Origin of the sequence: Micromonospora sp. R77, from assembly GCF_022747945.1 — a bacterium.
In the GTDB taxonomy this organism is placed as follows: Bacteria; Actinomycetota; Actinomycetes; order Mycobacteriales; family Micromonosporaceae; genus Micromonospora.
The window spans coordinates 6,622,461-6,639,908 of sequence record NZ_JALDST010000001.1; the positions used below are offsets into that span (position 1 = coordinate 6,622,461).

Below are 17,448 nucleotides of genomic sequence, written 5' to 3' on the forward strand. Positions count from 1 at the left end.
GCCCATTTACACTTAACAAACTTAACTGATAACCTCCGGCGCATCGACGAGGAGGTATGTCATGCGACTTCGATCAGGGGCGATCGCCCTGCTCAGCGCGGTGGCCGTGGTCACCGCCGGCGCGGCCCTGCCGACCACCGCCGGGCTGGCCGCCGCGCGCGCCGACACCAGCGCGCTCGTGATCTGCGACGCGCCGACCTGGACGGAGGGCACCACCTACCCGGCCGGCAGCCGGGTCACCTATGCCGGCCGGCTCTACCAGGCCCTGGTCACGCACACCCCACCGCCGGGCGCCGGCTGGAACCCGGCCGCCACGCCGTCGCTCTGGACCGACCTCGGCGCCTGCTCCGCCGGCACGCCGTCGCCCACCCCCACCACCTCGTCGCCCTCCCCCACACCCACCACGTCACCCACCCCGACCGCGTCACCCACCCCGACCACGACCGCCACCCCGCCGCCGGGCACGGAGACCTGCGCGGTGCGGTCGAGGCCGGCCGGCAAGGTGCTCCAGGGCTACTGGGAGAACTGGGACGGCGCGGCCAACGGGGTCCACCCGCCGCTGGGCTGGATCCCGATCACCGACCCACGGATCCCCGGGCACGGCTACAACGTGGTCAACGCCGCCTTCCCGGTGATCCGCTCCGACGGCACGGTGCTCTGGGAGGACGGCATGGACGCCGGCGTCAAGGTGGCCACCCCCGCGCAGATGTGCCAGGCCAAGGCCGCCGGCCTGACCATCCTGATGTCGATCGGCGGGGCGACCGCCGGCATCGACCTCAGCTCCGCCACGGTCGCCGACCGGTTCGTCGCCACCGTGGTGCCGATCCTCAAGCGGTACAACTTCGACGGCATCGACATCGACATCGAGACCGGGCTCAGCGGCAGCGGCGACATCACCCGCCTCTCCACCTCACAGGCGAACCTGATCCGGATCATCGACGGGGTGCTCGCCCAGATGCCGGCGAACTTCGGCCTCACCATGGCCCCGGAGACCGCGTACGTCACCGGAGGCAGCGTCACCTACGGCTCGATCTGGGGCGCGTACCTGCCGATCATCAAGCGGTACGCGGACAACGGCCGGCTCTGGTGGCTGAACATGCAGTACTACAACGGCAGCATGTACGGCTGCGCCGGCGACTCCTACTCCGCCGGCACGGTCCAGGGCTTCACCGCGCAGACCGACTGCCTCAACGCCGGCCTGGTCGTCCAGGGCACCACCATCCGGGTCCCGTACGACAACCAGGTCCCCGGCCTGCCGGCCCAGCCCGGCGCGGGCGGCGGCTACCTCGCGCCGACCTCGGTCGGCCAGGCGTGGAACACCTACCGGGGCGGGCTGAAGGGCCTGATGACCTGGTCGATCAACTGGGACGGGTCGAAGGGCTGGACGTTCGGCGACAACGTCCGGGCCCTGCAGTCCCGCTGACGCGCCGCCACACTGCCGGGGTCCCGGGTCGGGGCCCCGGCAGTGCCGCGCGCCGCCCCGCCGGGACAGGGAAGTATCGACATGTTGCGTGGAGCGGGAGGGTCGCTCTACGCTGCCGTGGGAGCGCTCCCGAGCACGCTGCGTCGGCTCACCGGGCGAGTCAGCGACAGCACCCGCCGCACGTCACCACCACCGACCCAGATGGGGACGATCCCGAATGACGACAATCCCGCGCCCGTCCCGGCGCCACCTCCTGCTCGCCGGCACCGTCGGCGCACTGACCCTGGCCAGCACCGCCGTCCTGCCCGCGGTGAACGCCTCGGCCGCCAGCGGCTGCGCCGTCACCTACACCACCAGCAGTTGGCAGGGCGGCTTCAGCGCCAACATCACGATCAAGAACCTCGGTGACGCCGTCAACGGCTGGACCCTCGGCTTCGGCTTCCCCGACGCCGGGCAGCGGGTCGGGCAGGGCTGGTCGGCCACCTGGCAGCAGAGCGGCAACGCCGTGACCGCCCGCAACGTGGACTGGAACGGCAGCCTGCCCAGCGGGGGCACCACCAGCATCGGGTTCAACGGCACCTGGACCACCGCCAACCCGGCGCCCACCGCGTTCACCCTCAACGGCGTGGCCTGCACCGGTGGCACCACGCCCACCACCCCGTCCCCCACCTCCACCACCCCCGGCCCGCCGCCCACCACGCCGCCGCCCACCACCCCGCCGCCCACCGGGACCACGCCGGTGGCGATCAACGGCCAGCTGCACGTCTGCGGCACGAAGCTCTGCAACCGGTACGACCGGGCGATCCAGCTGCGCGGCATGAGCACCCACGGGCTCCAGTGGTTCGGCGCGTGCTACAACGACGCCTCGCTGGACGCGCTGGCGAACGACTGGCAGGCCGACCTGCTGCGGATCTCCATGTACGTCCAGGAGCAGGGCTACGAGACCAACCCGACCGCCTTCACCAACCAGGTCAACGCGCTGGTCGACAAGGCCGAGGCCCGCGGCATGTACGCCCTGGTCGACTTTCACACCCTGACGCCCGGTGACCCGATGTACAACCTGGAGCGGGCCAAGACCTTCTTCGCCGCCGTCTCCGCCCGCAACGCCAGCAAGACCAACGTGATCTACGAGATCACCAACGAGCCCAACGGTGTCGGCTGGTCCACCATCAAGAACTACGCCGAGCAGGTCATCCCGGTCATCCGCGCCAACGACCCGGACGCGGTGGTCATCGTCGGCACCCGTGGCTGGTCCTCGCTGGGCGTCTCCGAGGGCGGCAACTCGGACGAGATCGTCAACAACCCGGTCAACGCCAGCAACATCATGTACACGTTCCACTTCTATGCCGCGTCCCACAAGGACAACTACCGGGCCGAGTTGGAGCGGGCCGCCGGGCGGCTGCCCGTCTTCGTCACCGAGTTCGGCACGGTGTCGTACACCGGGGACGGTGCGGTCGACTCGGCCAGCAGCACCGCCTGGCTCGACCTGCTGGACCGCCTGAAGATCAGCTACGCCAACTGGACCTACTCCGACGCCGCCGAGGGCAGTGCCGCGTTCCGGCCCGGCACCTGCGCCGGCGGCACGTACGCCGGCACCTCCGTGCTGACCGCCTCGGGCACCTTCATGCGCAACCGGATCCGTACCCCGGACACCTTCCCCACCAGCTGACCGGGCGTGCCCTGAGCCGGCGGCGACCCCTGCGCAGGGGTCGCCGCCGGTCGTCGCTCAGCTGGTGAGCCAGCGGTGGATGCAGTGCAGCAGGTCGTCGGCGTCGACCGGCTTGGTGACGTAGTCGCTGGCACCGGAGGAGATGCTCTTCTCCCGGTCCCCGTGCATCGCCTTGGCGGTCACCGCGATGATCGGCAGGTCCGCGTAGCGCGGCATGGCCCGGATCGCGGCGGTCGCGGCGTAGCCGTCCATCTCCGGCATCATCACGTCCATCAGGACCAGGTCGATGTCGTCGTGCCGCATCAGCGTCTCGACGCCCTTGCGGCCGTTCTCGGCGTACACCACGTCGAGGCCGTGCAGCTCCAGGATGTTGGTCAGCGCGAAGACGTTGCGGGCGTCGTCGTCGACCACCAGCACCTTCCGCCCGGCCAACGCCGAGGCCAGCGGATCGGCGACCGTCGTCCGGTCGTGGCTCGGCAGCGGGAAGGGCACGACCCGTTCCGGGGACTCCGCCGTCAGGTGCAGCGCGATCCGCTCGCGCAGGTCGTCCAGGCTGCGCAGGATCTCCAGCGGCCGGTCGTTCGCCAGGGTCTGGAGCAGGGCCTCCTGCCCGGGCGCCAGCGGCTGGCCGTGGTAGGCGAGCACCGGGACACCGCGCAGGCCGGCGTCGTCGTGCACCGCCTTCAGCTGCGCGGTGCCGCCGTCCTCGGCGCTGTCCAGGTGCAGCACCAGCAGGTGATGGCGGTGCGCCGCCAGGGCCTCGACCGCCGATGACACGTCGACCGCGGTGAAGACGTCCACGCTCGCGCCGGTCTCCGCCGCCACCGCCCGGGTCAGCAGGCTCAGCAGCCCCTTGTCGTGCGGTTCGAGCACCAGCAGCCGTCGCTGCTGCAGCTCCACCCACCGGTGCGCGTCCGGCTCCACCTCGTGGCCGGCGACGGGGAGCGCCGAGTTGTCGACCACGTGCGCGTCGGTGACGGTGGCCGGCAGGTAGAGGGTGAAGGTGCTGCCCTGACCGAGTACGCTGCGGGCGGTGATCTGCCCGCCGAGCAGCTGGGCGATCTCCCGGCTGATGGACAACCCGAGCCCGGTGCCGCCGTACCGGCGGCTGGTGGTGCCGTCTGCCTGTTGGAAGGCGTCGAAGATGGCGGTCAGGTGCTGCTCGGCGATGCCGATGCCGGTGTCGATCACCCGGAACGCGATGATGTCGCCGTCGGTCGGGAAGCCGCCGGGCAACTCGTCGGGCCGGGCCCGCTCGATACGCAGCTGCACCCGGCCCTTCTCGGTGAACTTGACCGCGTTGGAGACCAGGTTGCGCAGCACCTGCCGCAGCCGCTGCTCGTCGGTGTGCAGCCGGGTGGGGACGTCCGGACCGGTGGTGATGTCCAGTTCCAGCCCGCGCGGCGTGGTCAGCGGACGGAAGGTGGCGTCGACGTAGTCGCGCAGGACGGAGAGGTCGAACGTCTCCGGGTTGATGTCCATCTTGCCCGCCTCGACCTTGGACAGGTCGAGGATGTCGTTGATCAGCTGGAGCAGGTCGGTGCCGGCCGAGTGGATGACCGTGGCGTACTCGACCTGCTTGCCGGTCAGGTTCCGGCTCGGGTTCTGGGCCAGCAACTGGGCGAGGATGAGCAACGAGTTCAACGGCGTACGCAGCTCGTGGCTCATGTTCGCGAGGAACTCGGACTTGTACTTCGAGGCGAGGGCGAGCTGCTGGGCCCGGGCCTCCAGCTCCTGCCGGGCCTGCTCGATCTCCGAGTTCTTGGTCTCGATGTCGTGGTTCTGCCGGACCAGCAGCGCCGCCTTGTCCTCCAGCTCGGCGTTGGAGCGCTGCAGCTCCTCCGAGCGGGCCTGCAGCTCCTCCGAGCGGGCCCGCAGCTCGGCGGCGAGGCGCTGCGACTCGGTGAGCAGCACGTCGGTGCGGGCGTTGGCGACGATGGTGTTGACGTTGACACCGATGGTCTCGGTGAGCTGATCGAGGAAGTCGCGCTGGATCTCGGTGAACCGGCTCATGCTGGCCAGCTCGATCACGCCCAACACCTGGTCCTCGAAGAGGATGGGCAGCACCACCAGGTGCAGCGGGGCGGCGGCACCGAGGCTGGAGGAGACGGTGACGTAGTCGGCCGGCACGGCGTCGACGACGATGGCCCGCTTGCTCAGCGCGGCCTGGCCCACCAGCGACTCGCCGAGGGCGTAGCGGCGGCGGGTCGCGTCGTGGCCGTAGCCGCCCACCACCCGCAGGGCCGTCCCCGCCGGGCCGTCGTCGACCAGCAGGAACGTGCCGAGCTGCGCGGCGACCAGCGGGGCGAGCTCGTTCATCACCAGCCCGGCGACGACGTCCAGGTCGCGGTGGCCCTGCATCAGGCCGGAGATGCGGGCCAGGTTGGTCTTGAGCCAGTCCTGTTCCTCGTTGGTGCGGGTGGTCTCGCGCAGCGACTCCACCATGAAGTTGATGTTGTCCTTGAGCTCCGCGACCTCGCCGGAGGCGTCCACGGTGATGGAGCGGGTCAGGTCGCCGGTGGCCACCGCGCTGGTCACCTCGGCGATCGCGCGCACCTGCCGGGTGAGGTTCCCGGCCAGCTCGTTGACGTTCTCGGTGAGGCGCTTCCACGTACCGGAGACGCCCTCGACCTCGGCCTGGCCGCCCAGCCGGCCCTCGCTGCCCACCTCCCGGGCGACCCGGGTGACCTCCGCAGCGAAGCTGGAGAGCTGGTCGACCATGGTGTTGATGGTGGTCTTCAGCTCCAGGATCTCGCCGCGCGCGTCGACGTCGATCTTCCTGGTCAGGTCGCCCTGCGCCACCGCCGTGGTGACCTGGGCGATGTTGCGGACCTGGCCGGTCAGGTTGTTGGCCATCGAGTTGACGTTGTCGGTGAGGTCCTTCCAGGTGCCGGCCACGTTCGGCACCCGCGCCTGACCGCCCAGCCGGCCCTCGGTGCCCACCTCGCGGGCCACCCGGGTCACCTCGTCGGCGAACGCGCCGAGGGTGCCGACCATGGTGTTGATGGTCTGGGCGAGCACGGCCACCTCGCCCTTGGCCTCCACGGTGATCTGCCGACTCAGGTCGCCCTGCGCGACGGCGGTGGCGACCAGCGCGATCGAGCGCACCTGGTTGGTGAGGTTGTTCGCCATCTCGTTGACGTTGTCGGTGAGGTCCTTCCAGGTGCCACCGACGTTGGAGACCCGCGCCTGACCGCCCAGCCGGCCCTCCGTGCCCACCTCGCGGGCCACCCGGGTCACCTCGTCGGCGAACGCGGAGAGCTGGTCGACCATCGTGTTGATGGTCTCCTTGAGCGCCAGGATCTCGCCCCGCGCGTCGACCCGGATCTTCTGGGTCAGGTCGCCCTTCGCCACCGCCGTAGTGACCTCGGCGATGCTGCGGACCTGGGCGGTGAGGTTGTCCGCCATGACGTTGACGGACTCGGTGAGGTCCTTCCAGGTGCCGGAGACGCCCTTGACGTCGGCCTGGCCGCCGAGCCGACCCTCGGTGCCGACCTCACGGGCCACCCGGGTCACCTCGTCGGCGAACGACGACAGCTGGTCCACCATCGTGTTGATGGTGTTCTTCAGCTCCAGGATCTCCCCGTGCGCGGTGACGGTGATCTTCTGTGACAGGTCACCCCGGGCGACGGCCGTCGCGACCTGCGCGATGCTGCGCACCTGGTCGGTGAGGTTGACGGCCATCGAGTTGACCGAGTCGGTGAGGTCGCGCCAGGTGCCGGCGACGCCGCTGACCTGGGCCTGACCGCCCAGCCGGCCGTCGGTGCCGACCTCCCGGGCCACCCGGGTCACCTCGTCGGCGAACGACGAGAGCTGGTCCACCATCGTGTTGATGGTGCTCTTGAGCTCCAGGATCTCGCCGCGGGCGTCGACGGTGATCTTCTGCGACAGATCGCCCCGGGCCACCGCGGTGGTCACCTGGGCGATGTTGCGGACCTGGCTGGTCAGGTTGCCGGCCATGAAGTTGACCGAGTCGGTGAGGTCGCGCCAGGTGCCGGCCACGCCGGGCACCTCGGCCTGGCCGCCGAGGCGGCCCTCGCTGCCCACCTCCCGGGCCACCCGGGTCACCTCGTCGGCGAACGACGACAACTGGTCCACCATCGTGTTGATCGTGATCTTCAACTCGAGGATCTCGCCCCGCACGTCGACGGTGATCTTCTGCGACAGGTCACCCCGGGCCACCGCGGTGGCCACCTCGGCGATGTCGCGGACCTGGTCGGTCAGGTTGCCGGCCATCGCGTTGACCGAGTCGGTGAGGTCCTTCCAGGTGCCGGAGACGCCCGGCACCTCGGCCTGACCACCGAGCTGCCCCTCGGTGCCCACCTCCCGGGCGACCCGGGTCACCTCGGAGGTGAACAGCGACAGCTGGTCGACCATGCCGTTGAAGACGGTGGCGATCTCGCCGAGCAGGCCGTCGGCGTCCTCCGGGAGGCGGGTGCCGAAGTCGCCGTCGCGTACCGCGGTCAGACCCGCCAGCAACTGCCGCAGCCCGGGGTCGGCCACCGGCCCGCCGGCACCGGTGCCCTGGTCACGTCGCCGTGGAACCGTCTGTTCGACCACCGCTACCGCCCTCTGCCGCACGCCGGACGCCCCCCGGCCCCATCATCAACCGCGCAAGTATGCACAAGGACAACTAACCGCCGCAGCTGCGCCCGGCCGAGTGCGGGCGTCAACTCCGGCAGGACCGGTCGGCGACCGCACCGGCACGGTGGGCGGGACGCCGCGCCGGTGCGGCGTCGACGCGACAAAGCCGCCGCCCGACGGGTACGACCCGTCGGGCGGCGGCTGGTGGCGGCGCGGAGACCGCCGGAGCGGTCAGCAGTCGGCGAGCTGGCCGCGCAGCTTGGTCAGCGCGCGGGCGAGCAACCGGGAGACGTGCATCTGGGAGACCCCGACCTGGGCGGCGATCTCGCTCTGCGTCAGGTTGCCGTAGAAGCGGAGGGTGAGGATCTTCTGCTCGCGCTCGTCCAGGGTGGCCAGCGCCGGGCCGAGGGCGACCCGCAGCTCGGCCAGCTCGTACTCGTTGTCGTCGCTGCCGAGGGTGTCGCCGAGCTCGGTGGCGCTCTCGCCGTCGCCGATCGGGGTGTTCAGCGAGACCGCGTTGTAGGCGCGGGCACCTTCCAGGCCCTCCAGCACCTCTTCCTCGGTCACGTCGAGGTGGGTGGCGATGTCGGCGACGGTGGGCGCCCGGTTCAACGTCTGGGTGAGGGTGCTGTTGGCCTCGGAGATCTTCAGGCGCAGCTCCTGCAGGCGGCGCGGCACCCGGATGTTCCAGGTCCGGTCGCGGAAGTGCCGCTTGATCTCACCGAGGATCGTCGGGATGGCGAAGCCGGCGAAGTCCACGCCACGGGAGGCGTCGAACCGGTCCACCGCCTTGATCAGGCCGAGCGCCGCGGTCTGGGCCAGGTCGCCGTTGGGCTCACCCCGCCCGCTGTAGCGGAAGGCGAGGTGGTTGGCCAGCGGCAGCCACGCCTCGATCACCTCGTTGCGCAGGGCCGGCCGGTCCGGGTGCCCGGCGGGCAGCGCGGACAGCGCCGTGATCAGCTCGGTGGCCCGGGACTCGTGGGCCGAGACCCGGGTGCTGCTGACGTCGGTGGTGCCGGTCTGCGCAACGGTCGTGGTGATCATGCTGCCCTTCCTCTTCTGCGGCGACAGCGGCTTCACAGCAGCGCCGTCCGTGGGAGCAACCCTAGACCGAATGTCACTGCCATATCAACCGAACGGCTGACGAAATTTTTTTCGTGAATCGACCTGCCGTCGTTTGCCGGGTGCGCCGCCCCCGCTACGCTGCACCGGTGACCGAACCGCCCGCCCTGGCCCGCCTGGAGGTCGAGCCCTCGGGCCTGGCCGTGCTCACCATCGACGCCGGGCCGCTCAACCTCTACACCCTCGAACTGCACGAGCGGATCGACGCCGCCCTCGACCGGCTGCCCGACGACATCCGGGCCCTGCTGATCCGTTTCGAGGGCCGGGTGGTGAGCGCCGGCGTGGACGTCCACCTGTTCGCGGCCCAGCAGACGCCGGAGCAGGCGAAGCTGCTCTTCGACCGGATGCTGGCACTGCCCGAACGAATCGCCGCGTACCGGTTCCCGACCGTCTTCGCCGCCCACGCGCTCTGCCTCACCTGGGCGTTCGAGGTGGCCGTGGCCTGTGACCTGATCCTGGCCGCCCAGCGGGCGAGCTTCGGCCTGGTGGAGAAGGTGGTCGGGCTGACGCCCACCATGGGCGGCACCCAACGGCTCGCCGCACGCGCCGGGGTGGGCCGCGCCAAGGAGTTCGTGATGACCGGGGAACGCTATCCGGCGGCAGTGCTGGAACGGTGGAACGTGGTGAACCGGATCCTGCCCGACGACGGGTTCGACGCCGCCGCGCGGGCCTTCGCCGCGCAGCTCGCCGCCGGACCGACCCGGGCGCACGCCGCCACCAAGACGGTGCTCGACCACTTCGCCGACGGTGGCGTGGCCGAGGCCGACCGGCACGTGACGACGATCGCCGCGCAGCTGTACCGCACCGAGGACCTGCGCAACGCGGTGCGGTCGTTCCTCGTCGACGGTCCGGGCCGGGCCACCTTCACCGGGCGCTGAGGTCCCTAGTCCCCCAGTACCAGCCGGCGGGCACCGGCGGGCCAGAGGATCGTGGTCGGGATGCCGCGCTGCCGCGCCCGGTCGACGGTCCGGTCCGTCGACGCCGCGTGGCAGCCCGGTTCGCCGTCCCAGACCGCCACGAGTCGCTGCACCCGTCGGACCAGCTCCTGGTTGGCAGCCACGAAGGCGGCGGTGCCGGAGCGGGCGTACCCGGTGTGGACGACGGTCGCCGCCCGGTTCAGCAGCTCGTCGAAGGCCGCTCGGTTCTCCGGGGCGATCACCGCGGTCCGGTAGTCGGGCGCCGGCAGGACCACCTCGTACGTGCCCCCCAGCTCGAGAACCGTCCGCGCGAAGACCTGGTCCGCACCCGCCGCCAGACAGGTCACGCCGTGCACCGGGCGGTCGCTGATCCGGCGCAACTCGGCGCGGAGCGCGTCGGCGACGAGCAGCTCGGTGTCGTAAGTCAGGTTGATGTGCCCGGTCACGCCGACGCGTACCGGTGCGGGGTCAGCCGGCATCCCCCGGTCCTCTCCGCTGCCCGGGCACCGCGGGCGCCAGCCGGATGAGCTCGAACCCGCTGTCGGAGAGCACGTCGGGCAGCGCCCGGATCTCCTCGCGGTTGCGCTCCTGCAGGTCCGGGGGCAACTCGTCCCAGGGGCGCAGGGCGGGATGCCGCCGCTGGCCGTCGTCACGGCGCTCGCCGTACGCCCAGCCCTCGCCGCGTCGTTCCCGGCACCACCGTTCGTGCTCCAGGCGGGCGAGTTCCTCGATCCGGTCGTCGATGGCCTGCGCGGCGGCGGACGCGTCGCCGGTGCCGCCGTGCCGGGGCGCCACGACGCAGCCGAGATTCAGCAGCTTGGCGGCGATGTCCTGGACATGGGCCCGGTTGGCCCGCCGCAGCGACTCGGGCAGCCGCGACCAGTCCACCATCGCCGGGGCGTCGCCGGGGCGCACCCCGGCCCGCTGCTGGGCCTCCAGGTATCGCTCGTGGATGAGCCGGGCCAGCCGCTCGGTGAGGTCGTCGGCGATCAGCCGGGCGTCGCAGGCATGGGTCAGCACCGGATAGAGGCGGACCTTTCCGTGCACCTCGTCGAGCAGGTCGTGGCGGTGGTCGCCGTGGAAGGCGGCGGCGAGGGCGGCCTGGCGGTAGACCGGCACGAAGACGGCGGTCTCGGTGCGCTGCCAGAGGGCCGGCGAGTCCAGCACGAACCGCACGCCCCGGCGCTCGTCCGGCACGCAGATGTAGATGCGGTCGTAGCGGTCGGCGCCGAGCCGGCCCGGTCCGACGACGCCGTCGAGGTCCAGGTCGTGCGCGGTGAGCTGGCAGACGGTGGTCATGAACGGGTAGCGCGTCGCCGCGGCGGCGAGCTCGGCGGCGGCGTCGGGGGCCACCAGGTCCACCCGCAGCGGCGGTACGGCGTGCCCCTCGGCCAGCTCGGCGCGGCGGGCCCGCCAGTGCCGGGCGGTCTCCAGCAGGAGAGCCCGGCGGAAGGCGCCGGTGCCGGCGATGAGCACCCGGGTGGGTCGGCCGGCCGCGCGGGGCAGCGGGTGGTGCCGGTGCAGCGCGCGGGCGGCCACGTCGTCGACGTGGAAGTAGTCCAACCGCAGCCGACTGGCCCCGGCCGCGCCGAGCCGTCGCGCCTGCAGTGACAGGCACACCTCGGATTCGTGGACCAGCACGTAGACGCGCGGTGGCGGCCGCCCGTCCCGGATCAGCCGGCTGGCGGTGTTGGCGATGGCGTAGTTGCTGTCGTCGTCGTCGCTGCAGGCGTAGATGGTGTGGGCCCGGGGCAGTCCGGCGCCGCGCAGCACCTGCGGGCTGGTCGGATCGCCGATGACGCCGAGATACCGGCGGGCGCGGAACTCCAGCGGACCGAAGGCCTTCGCGCGCACCACGACCACGCGTTCCCCGTCGGCGAAGAGCCGGTCCGCGAGCATGTGGGCGAACTGGGAGTCGCCGCAGACCAGCACGTGGTCCCGGGCCCGCCGGGCGCGCAGGCGGCGGCTCTCGGCGGCCAGCAGCAGCCGGCCGGCCTCGGCCACGGCCAGCAGGGTGAACAGCGGGGCGGCGAACCGGGCGACCTGCAGCTGCCACGGGTAGGGGCCCGGGTTCTGGAAGGGCTCGGCACCGAAGACGAACAGTTGCAGGTCGTAGTAGAGCACGTCGTAGGTGTCGTGGACGAGATCCGGCCGGATCCGCAGCAGGCGCGCGAACCCGACGTAGCCGAGAACGAGAGCGGCCAGCCCGATGACCCCGAAGAGGATCCTCAGCCACCAGCCGGCCGCGCGGGACGAGCCGGCGACCGGGTCTGTCATGGGGCTCATGGTATTTGACGAGGTCGATCGGGACCGCGCTCGACGCGCACCCCGCTCGACACCGGCGACCCGGGCGGCGTCACGGGAAGTCGTCGGGCCCGGTGTCGGGGAGCGTGGCCAGCAGCTGCCCGGCCAACCGCCGTACGGTGTCGTCGTCCTCCTGGTGGGCGAGCCGCACCAGGACCTGCCGGGTCCGGATGTCCCGGTAGTGGTGGCGGGTCAAGGCGAGCAGCGCCGTCCGGCGGATCTCCCAGTCGGTGTCGTCGGCCAGCCGCAGCAGCAGCTCCGGCACCCCCGCCCGGCCGGCCAGGGTGGCGCCCAACTGTTCCACCGCCCGGCGCCGGACCTCGAGGTCCGGGTCGTCGCGGACCAGCCCCACCAGCAGCACCTGGACCTCCGGGTCGGCGCCGAAGTGCTCGCCGAGCGCGGCGGCGATGCGGGCGCGGATCGCCGGGTCCTGGTCCGCCAGGCGGCGCATGAGCCGCAGGGTCACCGCCATGGACGCCGAGCCCTGCTCGGTCAGGCAGCACACCGCCGCGTCGAAGACGGCCGGATCGGTGTCCGACTCGACGCACTCCAGCAGCACGTCGGTCGCGACGTCGGGTTTGCCGTACCGGCAGAGGGTCCGCACGGCGGCCAGCCGGATGCCGACGTAGCTGTCCCGGCGGGCCCGCCGGCACAGCGTCTCCAGCAGGCCCGCGGCCTCGCCGTGGCCGGCGAGCGCCTGGGCGGCGGCGCGCAGCACGTTCGGGTCGGGATCCCGGCTGACCTGTTCGGCCAGGCACTCCCGCACCGCGGCGTCGGGCGGTTCGGCGAGGCGGGTCAGACTGCGGGTGACCCGCAGCCGGACGATCGGGTCCCGCTCCTGGAAGGCCCGGCTGATGAGCAGGTCACGGGTGGCGTGGCCGAACGGTGACCGGCCGGTGAGCAGGTCGATCGCGGCGAGCCGGACGCTCGCGGTGGGGTCTCGCCGGGCGCTGTCCAGCAGCAGTTCCCCGGTGCGGTGGTCGGGGTAGGCCTCGGCCAGCCCGCGCACCGCGGCGAGGCGGACCGTGGCGTCCTCGTCGACGCGCGCCGCGTGCGCCACCACCGTCCAGCCGGTGTCGTCGACGCGGTCCTGGTCGATCAGCGCGGTGACCGCGGCGGCCCGCACCGAGGCGTCCTCGTCCTGCTCGATCCGATCGACCAACCGGGCCCGGCAGCGCCCGTCCGGGTCCGGTACGAGCGCCAGCCGCTGCACCGCGACGGCGCGCAGCCGCGCGGAGCTGTCCGAACCGGCCAGCTTCAGCAGCAGTTCGGTGCTCTCCGGGCCGGGCGGGCCGGGCAGCAGTCTGGTCACCACGCAGCGCCGCACCTCGTCCGGTGCGTCCCCGGCCACCCGCTGCAACGCCCGGGCGCGGGCGGTCTCGGCGTGTGCGGTCAGGGCCAGCAGGCCCTCCAGCGCACCCTGCACCACGCCGGGGTCGCTGTCGGTGGCCAGCAGCCGGTGCAGGGTCCCCGGCGCGTCCGGCAGGTCGGCGCACCGCGCGGTGAGCACCCCGACGGCGGCGCGGCGGACCGCGGTGGCGGGGTCCTCGGTGGCCTGGTCCAGCAGCCGGCGGACGTCGCCCGACAGGTCCGCCCGCCCGCCGAGGGACTGCACGGCCAACGCGCGTACGGCGGGATCGGGTGAGGCGGCGAGGTCGCGCAGCACGTCGGCGAGGTCGGGATCGGCGCCGAAGTGGGCGACCAGGGCCCGCGCGGCGGCCTGCCGCACGGCGGTGGAGACGTCCGCCTGCGCCTCGGCGAGCAGCAGGTCCCGGCATCGGCGACGGCCGCGGCCGGTGGCGTCCATCCGGCCGGCGGCCTCGGCCAGCCCGGCGACCAGGGTGAGGTGGGCCTGCCGCTCCCGGCCCTGCCCGAGCTCGTGGACCAGCAGTTCCTCCAGCTGCTCCTCGTCGGTGGAGAGCAGGACGGCGATCCGGGTGGCGAACGCGGAGCCGGAGCGCCAGCTGGTCCGCACCCCGCGGCGGCGGTACCAGTGCAGGAAGGGCCCGCGTCCCGGCCAGTTCGGCCCGAGCGCCCGGATCGCCGACAGCAGCTCCTGCTCGGTGAGGTCGACGAGGTTGGGGTCGTCCACGGAGATGCCGTGTTCGACCAGCAGCACGATCCGGCACAGCACGGCGTCACCCGCGTCGGTCAGCTCGGCGGGCTGCGGGGCCTCCGCCACGCACTGCGCGGCGAGCACCAGGTTCCAGGGCGGGCCGGCCAGGTTGAGCGGCGGCCAGGGCTGGGTGGCCTCGGTGGCGAGCAGGGTGACCAGCTCGTTGGCGGTCCGGGCGGGCAGCGCGCCGGCGACCAGCCGGAGCACCTCCCGCCAGGACGGGTCGGCCCAGTGGTCGCAGAAGAGCGCGCGCAGTTGCTCCAGCCCCCAGGCGTCGGGATCGTGCTCGATTCTGTCCACGATCTCCTCGGCACAGAAGAACTCCAGGAACGCGCGGTGCACGAACCCGAACAGTCGCAGTCCGTACCGTTCCAGGATGAAACTTCGCTGGCGCAATTTGTCGATCATCGAGTAGGCCATGGCGAGCGCCCGCTCGTTCTCGAACCCGTAGAACGCGACGAGATGCTCCGAGAAGATGCGCGCCAGTTCGTCGGACTCAATGTAGTTACCGGCCGGGCCGGACTCCCGGAACTGCATCCGATATGCCAGGTGGCGCAGCAACCGGCGCTTCGCCTGCAGGTCCAGCGACGGCACGTCGCCGTGGCTCTCCCGCAGTTGTTTGGTCACGTCCCACTCGGAGATCAGGACGTCCGTGACGTGCGCGTAGAGCCGGCGCCGGTTGCGCGGCAACGGGTGGCCCCGCCCGACGATCGCCATGAGCATCAGCAGCAGGGGGTTGCCGGCGATCTCGTGCATGGCCCGGGAACTGCGGACCACGTCGAGGATCTGCCGCCGCTGCCGTTCCGCCTCCGCCGCCGGGGTGGGCATCACGTAGCGGTACCAGTTGCCGAGGAACCGGGCGATCTGCTCGTCGTCCAGGTCCTCCAGGGTGAAGTGGTCGAAGCCGGCGTTGGCGAAGGTGTGCCGCAGGTAACCGGCCGCCCGCGAGGTGACCACCGTCAGCACGCCGGGGTACTCGTTGGCGAAGGTGGCGATCTGGGCGGCCACCTCCTCCCGCTGCGCCGGGTCGAACACCTCGTCCAGGCCGTCGAACAGGAACAGCGCCTGGCCGCCCTGGCGCAGATAGGACTCCAGCACGTCCCGGTCGATGCCGGTCAGTCCCTGCTGGTGGCGGTGGCCGACGTAGTCCAGCAGGCCGTCGCAGCGCCCGTCGCCACGGTGCACGGCGTAGGAGCGCAACTCGATCAGGACCGGCAGGTGCCGGTCCAGCGCCGCCAGCCGGGGCTCGACGCAGGCCCCGGCCAGCGCCAGCGCCAGGTAGCGGGCCGCCGCCGACTTGCCGGAGCCGGGGTCGCCGAGCAGCACGATGGTCCGCCGGCCCGGGTCGCACACCACGTCGAAGAGTGAGAGGGCGTCCTTGGCCGCGTACTCCTCCCAGAGCCGCTCGACCTCCTCCGGGTTGACCACCCCGGGCAGTCCGCCGGTGTCGCCGCCCGGGGTGGAGCCGGCCCAGCGCCACCAGGCCAGCGGCATCTCCGGCCGGGCGTCCTCGTGCACCCGGGGCTCCACGAACACCTTCGGCAGCCCGACGGTGAGATAGCCGATGGTGGGACGTGGGGAGACCGCGTCCACCGGAACGGCCTGATATCGCAGCGCCAGCTGCTTGTAGTAGTGACTGCGCACGGCGGGTGGCAGGTGGGTGCCGGGGTCGGCGGGCTCACGCGCCGGGGAGCGCCCGCTGCGCACGTCCGCCAGGGCGGCGGTCACCTTGGCGGTGAGGTCGTCCACCCCGGAGAAGAACGCGCACAGGTGGCGTTCCTTGAGCTCCCGGCGCAGGGCGACGATCTGCTGCCAGTCGGCGTCCCGGTCGATCATGTCGACCGGCCAGGGCGTGTCCTCGGCGAGCAGGAACACCAGGCAGGGCTTTCCCGCAGCGAGCGCCTCGCGGTACTCCAGTTCGGTGATGGAGGACTCCTGGCCGGGCGGGCGGAACCCGTACCGCCAGGCGAACAGTCCCACGTAGAGGTCGCACCGGCGCACGTCGGCCAGACAACGGTCCAGGGGTGGCCGGACGTCGGCGCCGTACGCCTCCATGGCGACGTCCTCGATCTGCAGCCGACGTGCCACGGCGTGCACGGCAGCGCGATATTCCAGCAGGTCCTTTTGGGTGGCCGAAATGTAGACCTTCATGAACGGCAAACTCCAGGGGGTGGCTGGCGACCGCATCTTTGAAAATATCAGCCGCCGTCACCTGCGTCCGACCCGCGAACCCTCACCACGCCCTTGTCACGCATGGGATTCCCATCGACGTCGGGCCTATGATGGCACCGGAGCGAGACAGATCCGGGCGGGCCGAATTCTCGCGTTTTCCGTTGATGCGGAGGAAGCCATGCTCACGGTCGGTGAGGTGCACACCAGCCTGTTGCAGCACAGCACGGCGCTGACCCAGGAGCAGAGCTCCGAGGTGCTGAGCCTGGTCGAGGGCGAGTCCGTGCTGACCTCCCGACGTCCGTCGCTCTACGCGGTCTCCCCCGACGTCCGTACCGGCGTGGACTGCTGGCTGCCCAGCGCCAGCAGGCGGCAACTACGCGGCGTCGGCGCGGTGGTCACCCGGGCCGTCATCACCGGCGGCCGGATCGTGCAGGCCTCCTCGGTCATCCAGGTCGTCGCCGGAGAGCGCCGTCAGCCCTGGTCGCACTACCTGGCCAACCCCGGTGTCCTGGAGACGGTCGGCAAGCTGAACCCGGCGGACCTGACCTCGGGCTTCCTGCACGGCAACAACGCGGACGTGCTGAACCTGGAGGCGATCACCGGCCGGGTGCTCGACGGGGTACAGATGTCCGACCTGCTGGACCGACGTCCGCCACTGCGGGCGGCGCGGACCCGACTGCGCTGGACGGCGCGGGTCGGCCGGCTGCCGGACCAGGACGCGTCGGCCGTGGTCACCGTGGACTCCCCCACCCTGCGTACGGTCGAACTCGTGCTCGACCCGCAGGACGTACCGGCCGCCGTGGCCGGCCTCTGCGAGGACCTGGCGCTGCACGACTGGCTGCTCACCATGCTGTCCTCGCTGGTGGAGGCGGCGGTCACCCGGTCGACCTCCGGGCAGGAACACATCGAGCGGCTGCGGCCGGTGCTGGAGCACCTGCTGCACCTGTGGCTGCCCGGCGCGCGGGTCCACCCGCGGCTGCGGCCGATCTGGGACCGGCTGGAGCAGGTGCCCGGATTCAGCCGGCAGTGGAACTCGTCGGTCAACTGGATCCGGGACCAGATCAGCGTGGGCAACATGGCCCTGCTGCGCGACCTGGCCGGCCGGACCACGGGCAACCAGTCGTGCGGGCGCTGAGCCCGC

Annotated in this window: 9 protein-coding genes; 4 read left to right on the top strand and 5 right to left on the bottom strand. The window is 72.0% G+C overall.

Annotation, left to right across the window (positions count from 1 at the left end):
- Nucleotides 1–61 precede the first annotated feature (61 nt).
- Both MRQ36_RS30815 and MRQ36_RS30820 read left to right on the top strand, forming a co-directional pair.
- Entirely contained in the window at nt 62–1,423 is a 1,362-nt protein-coding gene (locus tag MRQ36_RS30815) for a glycosyl hydrolase family 18 protein (RefSeq protein ID WP_242800235.1), read from the top strand.
- 217 nt (nt 1,424–1,640) lie between these two features.
- The gene (locus MRQ36_RS30820; RefSeq protein ID WP_242800236.1) at nt 1,641–3,092 is read left to right on the top strand and encodes a cellulase family glycosylhydrolase; all 1,452 of its coding nucleotides are present in this window, start codon (nt 1,641–1,643) and stop codon (nt 3,090–3,092) included.
- A gap of 57 nt (nt 3,093–3,149) precedes the next feature.
- On the opposite strand, the gene MRQ36_RS30825 is transcribed toward MRQ36_RS30820, so the two are convergent.
- The gene (locus MRQ36_RS30825; RefSeq protein ID WP_242800237.1) at nt 3,150–7,652 is read right to left on the bottom strand and encodes a HAMP domain-containing protein; all 4,503 of its coding nucleotides are present in this window, start codon (nt 7,650–7,652) and stop codon (nt 3,150–3,152) included.
- Between the two features lie 255 nt (nt 7,653–7,907).
- The gene (locus MRQ36_RS30830; protein ID WP_242800238.1) at nt 7,908–8,720 is read right to left on the bottom strand and encodes a SigB/SigF/SigG family RNA polymerase sigma factor; all 813 of its coding nucleotides are present in this window, start codon (nt 8,718–8,720) and stop codon (nt 7,908–7,910) included.
- A 167-nt stretch (nt 8,721–8,887) separates the two neighbouring features.
- On the opposite strand from MRQ36_RS30830, the gene MRQ36_RS30835 reads away from it, so the two are divergent.
- The gene (locus MRQ36_RS30835) at nt 8,888–9,676 is read left to right on the top strand and encodes an enoyl-CoA hydratase/isomerase family protein (protein ID WP_242800239.1); all 789 of its coding nucleotides are present in this window, start codon (nt 8,888–8,890) and stop codon (nt 9,674–9,676) included.
- A gap of 5 nt (nt 9,677–9,681) precedes the next feature.
- Here MRQ36_RS30835 and MRQ36_RS30840 read toward each other — a convergent pair whose 3' ends face one another.
- From MRQ36_RS30840 to MRQ36_RS30850, 3 genes are all read right to left on the bottom strand, one after another.
- On the bottom strand, nt 9,682–10,194 hold the full coding sequence (locus tag MRQ36_RS30840; protein WP_242800240.1) for a hypothetical protein: 513 nt from the start codon (nt 10,192–10,194) through the stop codon (nt 9,682–9,684).
- On the bottom strand, nt 10,184–11,992 hold the full coding sequence (locus MRQ36_RS30845; RefSeq protein WP_242800241.1) for a RyR domain-containing protein: 1,809 nt from the start codon (nt 11,990–11,992) through the stop codon (nt 10,184–10,186). Before MRQ36_RS30845 ends, MRQ36_RS30840 begins: the two co-directional genes overlap by 11 nt.
- 79 nt (nt 11,993–12,071) lie before the next feature.
- Nucleotides 12,072–16,286, bottom strand: coding sequence for a HEAT repeat domain-containing protein (locus tag MRQ36_RS30850; RefSeq protein ID WP_242800242.1), 4,215 nt, complete (start codon nt 16,284–16,286; stop codon nt 12,072–12,074).
- A 199-nt stretch (nt 16,287–16,485) separates the two neighbouring features.
- Here MRQ36_RS30850 and MRQ36_RS30855 point away from each other — a divergent pair, with 199 nt between their 5' ends.
- Nucleotides 16,486–17,442, top strand: coding sequence for an SCO2521 family protein (locus MRQ36_RS30855; protein WP_242800243.1), 957 nt, complete (start codon nt 16,486–16,488; stop codon nt 17,440–17,442).
- Nucleotides 17,443–17,448: the final 6 nt, after the last annotated feature.